Here is a 4,421-nt window from a genome sequence, read left to right as displayed (position 1 = left end):
TGCGGCACCACCAGCGAGAGCCCGTCGGCGGCCCCGCGCAGCGAGACGACGACGAGGACCGAGGCGGCCGGCGGCGGCGCCGTCCGCGATCCGGGCGCGGCGCTGGCTGGTGACATCGCGCCCGACATCGTCACCATCGTGGAGCCGAACGCCATCGTGGCGCCGCCGGCGGCCAGGCCGCGCAGCAGCCCGCGGCGGGAGGTCAGGGCGCGCTCGTGGTCGGCGCAGCCGTCGGGGCAGCCGTCGGTGGAGGGAGTCGAGGCCATCGGGTCGTCCTTGGGTCCGAGAGTCATCAGCGGCGGTAGAACTGCGGCGAGTCGAGGAGCGTGCCGAGCAGCCGGCCGCACGTGGTGGCGGAGAACGTCTCGCGGACCACCTCCGCGTCGGGCGCCAGGCCGGTCACCGCGCAGCAGGCCTCGAGCAGCGTCGCGGTCGAGGGCCGCTGCAGCACCCGGCGGCTGAGGTGGTCGACGAGGTCGCGGAACGCCAGCTTCGGCTCCGGCACCCAGTCGGCGGGCGTCGGCCGGGCCATGCCGGTGCGCGGCCACCAGCCCTGGGCGAGGTTCCAGTGCAGCGACATCGACGCCATCACGCGGGTCGGCGAGGCCCACGCGGCGTTGTCGATCGGCTGCCCGTCGGGCCGCGGCCACGACAGCAGCCCCAGGCCGAGCGCACCGACCTGGTCGCTGAGCACGCTGACCGCGGCGTCGGAGGCGGTGGACTGCTCGACGCCGATGCCGAGGAGGCGGTACGACGCCACCACGTCGTCGTCGCCGTCGCGCAGCTTGGCGTCGACCGAGCGCTGGAACTCCTTCGAGGCCACGAGTGCCTGCAGCACCGGCTTGATCCGCGTGTCGTGGGACAGGTAGACCTTCGCCAGCCTGCGCGAGAGCGTCGGCTTGGGCTGGTCGGACACGAAGGCCCGCACCAGCTTGTCGGCCACGTGCCGCGCGGTCGCCGGGTGGCGGGCCAGGTAGGCGAGGAACCGCTGGGTCGCGGGCACGGCGTACGAATCGGCGTTGGCGTCGGTGAACCCGAGGATCCTCACCGGGCCGCGGGCGTGCAGGTCGGTGCGGAAGAACCGCTCCCACGACTTCCACATCTCCACCCACCAGCCGGTGAGCAGCCGGGCGGTCTCCTTGACGTCGTTCTCGCCGTAGTGGCCCACGCCCACGGTGTGCAGCTCGAGCAGCTCGCGGGCGAGGTTCTCGTTGGGGTGGTCCTTGGTGCTGACCGCCGCGTTGAGATAGATCAGCATCGCCGGGTGCAGCACCGCGGCCGGCAGCAGGTCCGCGAACCGGCCCAGGGCCCGGCGGCGGATCGTGTCGCCGTAGTCGGCGCGCCACATGTAGACGTTGTCGGCGTTCAGCGGCACGTGGAAGTGGTGCTCCCAGAACTCCGCCATCACCTCCAGCACCTGCTGGGTGGAGGTCATCCGGCGCATCAGCGTGCGGCGCCGGTAGTCGTCCATCACCAGCCAGCCGCTTCGCACGCCGGTGCGGTTGTTGTCGTAGACGGTGACCGGGTCCCAGTGCAGCGACTCCCACCAGTCCGGGCCGTCGGCGCGGGTCGGGTCGGCCTTGGCGAGCTGGCGGGCGAACCACTCCTGCCCGCCTCCCGCCGCGCGCACCTGGGCGGCCAGCGCGGGGGTGATGCCGTAGCTGAACCGGTTGACCACGTGGCGCGAGGACGCCGCCAGCACCCGGGTCCTGGCGTAGCGCCCCGGGGCGAACCCGGTGGCGGCGCCGGCGGCCGAGGCCGGCACGAGCGCGGCGCCCGTGGTGGCCGCCGCGGCGACGCCGGTGGTGAGCAGCGTCTGACGACGAGTTGCGGACACGCGAGAGCCTTCCGAGACCGAGACCGAGACAGAGGTAGATCCTAGGTATCGGTCGGCCGATCGCGGGTCTGAACACCCGAACGGGTGGCCGGGGTCTCCCGCCGGAGGGTCAGCCGCGCAGCGGTCGCACGTGCAGCCCGACCTCCGGGTCGACCAGCACCTCCTGCGCGGCCGGCATCCCCTCGACGGTGAGGGTCGCGTCGAGGGGCACGTTGCGCTTGACCATCGCCAGCGCGATCGGGCCCAGCTCGTGGTGGCGGGCGGACGTGCCGACGAAGCCGACGACCTTCTCCCCCTGCAGCAGCTCCGCGCCGACCGCGGGCAGCCGGTTCTCCGAGCCGTCGAGGTGCAGCAGCGTCAGTCGCCGCGGCGGACGGCCCAGGGTGTGCACCCGGGCGACGGTCTCCTGGCCGCGGTAGCAGCCCTTGTCCAGGTGCACCGCCGGGCCGATCCAACCCGCCTCGTTGGGGATCGTCCGGTGGTCGGTGTCCAGACCGAGCCGGGGCTCGCCCCGGGCGATCCGCAGCGCCTCGAACGCCCACAGTCCGCACGCCGGGCCCGCGGCCTCGGCGTACGTCGTCAGCTGGTCGCGGGGCACCAGCTCGTAGCCGGCGTACGGTCCCTCGGCGGTGGCGGAGGGCCGCCAGGTGACGGCGAGCTCGGCGGTCACATCGGCGACCTCGACGCGCATCATGAACCGCATCCGGTCCAGGAAGTCCACGAGCGCGGCGGCGGTGCCGGGCTCGGTGTGCGCGGTGAAGGAGTCACCGTCGTCGTAGCCGAAGAACGCGTGCTCGACGTGGCCCTGCGGGCTGAGGATGAGCACGCCGGTCCACACCTTGGGGGCGAGCGACTCGAGGTGCTGGGTGGTCAGCGAGTGCAGCCAGGTCAGCCGGTCGGGGCCGGAGACCCGGACGACGTCGCGGTGCGAGAGGTCGACGAAGCCCTCGCCGGACTCCAGCGTGCGCTGCTCGCCGTTGAACGAGCCGTAGTGCGCCGCCACGTCGCGGTCGATGCCGTCGGCGGCCACCGCTCCGGGCAGGTCCAGCAACGGGCTCCTCATCGGGTCTCCTCACAGTCGGTGCAGCGGCCGAAGACGGCCAGGTGGCCGATGTCGATCACGAACCCCTGCTCGCGCATCAGCCGCTCGGCGAGCGGGGCCACCACCTCCGGGTCAACGGAGACGACCTTGTGGCAATTCCGGCAGACCAGGTGGAAGTGCTCGTGATCGGTGACCGAGTGGTACGTCGGCGCGCGGTCGGACAGGTGCGCGTGGCGCACCAGGCCAAGCTCCTCGAGGACCTCCAGCGTGCGGTAGATCGTCGAGACGTTGACCGCGCTGGACTGTGCGTGCACCTCGGCGAACACCTCGTCGGGGGTGGCGTGGCCGAGCTTCTCGACCGCCGCGAGCACGAGCTGGCGCTGCGGGGTGAGCCGGTAGCCCTGCTCCCGCAGCCGCGCCGCGAGCTCCTCGGTCATCGGGGTCTCACCGGGGCCTCACTGCCGGACGAGCCGCGCCCACAGGTGGGGCTGGAGGGGCTGGCCGACCGCGGCCATGTCGTAGGCGTAGAGCAGGTCGCCCTCGACGTTGCCGTAGAGGCGCTTGCCGCCGGTGTACTCCTTCGCCGACTCGGTGCGCACGACCGCGTCGGTCGCCAGCTCGAGCTTGCCGTCCGCGGCCTCGCCGTACCAGATCTCGACGAAGCCGGTGTTGTGGGTGAGCAGCAGCTCGACCTTGCCCTCCGGGCGGCAGCGCAGGAAGCCCGCCTCCTGGGCGGCCTCGCGGACCTTCTCGCCGGCCTCGTCGACGATCCAGGAGCGGGAGAAGTAGTGGAAGAACGGGCGCCCGTCGTGGGTGAAGACCAGCTCCTGGCCGTACTGGAAGCCCTCGATCGTCGGGTAGTCGCCGTGGCCGCGGCCGCCCCAGCGGCCGAGCAGCCACGCCACCGGGCCGCAGTCGGGATGGAGGTTGTCGGGGAGCTCGAACGGCATACCGACACTCTAGGGTGGGCGACATGGCCCGGCATCTCGTCGTCAAGGTCACCTGCGGGGCGGACGACCCCGAGCGCGCCAACCAGGCGCTCACCGTCGCCGCGATCGCCGTCACCGCCGGGGCGGAGGTCAGCCTCTGGTTGACCGGCGAGGCGGCCTGGCTGGGCGCCGGACGGGGCGGGTTCGCGCTGCCCGAGGCGTCCTCCCCGGCCGACCTGGTCGCGGCGGTGCTCGCGGGCGGCCGGGTCACCGTGTGCACCCAGTGCGCGGTCCGGCGCGAGCTCACCGAGGACGACCTGCTGCCGGGGGTGCGGATCGCCGGGGCGGCGGCGTACGTCGAGGAGGTGCTGGGGCCCGACGTGCAGGCGCTGGTGTACTGACATTCGGCAACACACCCGTCCCAGGAACCCCTAGGCTCGCAGACGATGGACGCGAACGATCAAAGCCCCACCCGGTGGTGGCAGCGCAAGCAGGACCAGCCGCAGGAGACGGCCGTCGAGCAGCGTGCGGGCACGCCCGAGCCGCCGCGGTCCCCCGCCGACCCGATGGCCGCGGCCGAGCGGGCCGCCGAGCTGCGCCGCCGCGCGGAGCA

At 73.2% G+C, this 4,421-nt stretch carries 6 protein-coding genes; 1 reads left to right on the top strand and 5 read right to left on the bottom strand.

The window, feature by feature from the left end; translation table 11 throughout:
- The 5 genes from VGD85_RS22850 to VGD85_RS22830 all read right to left on the bottom strand — a co-directional run.
- Nucleotides 1-293: hypothetical protein (locus VGD85_RS22850; protein ID WP_331065732.1), on the bottom strand; the 293-nt coding region annotated here is incomplete at its 3' end.
- On the bottom strand, nucleotides 293-1,837 hold the full coding sequence (locus tag VGD85_RS22845; protein WP_331065731.1) for a DUF1800 domain-containing protein: 1,545 nt from the start codon (nucleotides 1,835-1,837) through the stop codon (nucleotides 293-295). The genes VGD85_RS22850 and VGD85_RS22845, both read right to left, overlap by 1 nt.
- Nucleotides 1,838-1,946: 109 nt before the next feature.
- The gene (locus VGD85_RS22840; protein WP_331065730.1) at nucleotides 1,947-2,900 is read right to left on the bottom strand and encodes a folate-binding protein; all 954 of its coding nucleotides are present in this window, start codon (nucleotides 2,898-2,900) and stop codon (nucleotides 1,947-1,949) included.
- Entirely contained in the window at nucleotides 2,897-3,316 is a 420-nt protein-coding gene (locus VGD85_RS22835) for a transcriptional repressor (RefSeq protein ID WP_331065729.1), read from the bottom strand. Before VGD85_RS22835 ends, VGD85_RS22840 begins: the two co-directional genes overlap by 4 nt.
- An 18-nt stretch (nucleotides 3,317-3,334) precedes the next feature.
- Nucleotides 3,335-3,829 (bottom strand): FABP family protein, encoded by a 495-nt coding sequence (locus VGD85_RS22830; protein ID WP_331065728.1) that lies wholly within the window; start codon nucleotides 3,827-3,829, stop codon nucleotides 3,335-3,337.
- A 23-nt stretch (nucleotides 3,830-3,852) separates the two neighbouring features.
- Here VGD85_RS22830 and VGD85_RS22825 point away from each other — a divergent pair, with 23 nt between their 5' ends.
- Nucleotides 3,853-4,209: a DsrE family protein gene (locus VGD85_RS22825; protein ID WP_331065727.1), complete on the top strand. Its 357-nt coding sequence runs from the start codon at nucleotides 3,853-3,855 to the stop codon at nucleotides 4,207-4,209.
- The last annotated feature ends 212 nt before the right edge of the window (nucleotides 4,210-4,421 follow it).

Source organism: Nocardioides sp. (assembly GCF_036401255.1).
Classification (GTDB): Bacteria; Actinomycetota; Actinomycetes; order Propionibacteriales; family Nocardioidaceae; genus Nocardioides.
This window is presented reverse-complemented; position numbering and strand designations above follow the sequence as displayed.

Excerpts from the sequence above, each read along its gene's own strand:
- VGD85_RS22840 (WP_331065730.1), bottom strand. The coding sequence starts at position 2,900 with ATGAGGAGCCCGTTGCTGGACCTGCCCGGAGCGGTGGCCGCCGACGGC.
- VGD85_RS22835 (WP_331065729.1), bottom strand. The coding sequence starts at position 3,316 with ATGACCGAGGAGCTCGCGGCGCGGCTGCGGGAGCAGGGCTACCGGCTC.
- VGD85_RS22830 (WP_331065728.1), bottom strand. The coding sequence starts at position 3,829 with ATGCCGTTCGAGCTCCCCGACAACCTCCATCCCGACTGCGGCCCGGTG.
- VGD85_RS22825 (WP_331065727.1), top strand. The coding sequence starts at position 3,853 with ATGGCCCGGCATCTCGTCGTCAAGGTCACCTGCGGGGCGGACGACCCC.